A 498-nucleotide genomic window follows, 5' to 3' on the forward strand; every position below is an offset into this window, starting at 1 on the left:
ACCTTTGCGCCAAATGAAAACTTCAATGGTGACGTAAACTTCGGCTTCGATGTGTCAGACGGAACCGATACGGTCTCTGCCAACATCGATGTGAGTGTTACAGCGGTTGATGATGCGCCAGTGTCTGGTGACTTAGCGTACTCAATCGATGAAGACGGTTCTATCCGTTTAAGCCAAGAGCAATTGCTATCGCAAGCGTCAGATGTTGAAGGCGATGACCTGACAGCTAGCGAACTTACGGTTGGTGGAGATGCAACGGTTGTAGCTAATGATGACGGCAGCTTCACGATTACGCCAGATGAGAACTTCAATGGCGACATCGATATCAGCTTCGATATCTCAGATGGTACTAATACGGTTCAAGCATCAGCTGACCTAACCGTTAACCCAGTTAATGACCTGCCAGTACCTCAAGATCAACAGTTCAGCGTTGAAGAAGACGGCACGTTAATCTTTACTGATGCCGACCTATTAACAGACGCTACTGACATTGAAGGT

At 47.2% G+C, this 498-nt stretch carries 1 protein-coding gene; it reads left to right on the top strand.

All coding sequences use genetic code 11. The features are described from left to right. Nucleotides 1–498: tandem-95 repeat protein (locus tag AB4493_RS05415; protein WP_372154631.1), on the top strand; the 498-nt coding region annotated here is incomplete at both ends.

Source organism: Vibrio sp. 10N.222.55.A1 (assembly GCF_041473835.1).
GTDB classification, from domain to species: Bacteria; Pseudomonadota; Gammaproteobacteria; order Enterobacterales; family Vibrionaceae; genus Vibrio; species Vibrio crassostreae_C.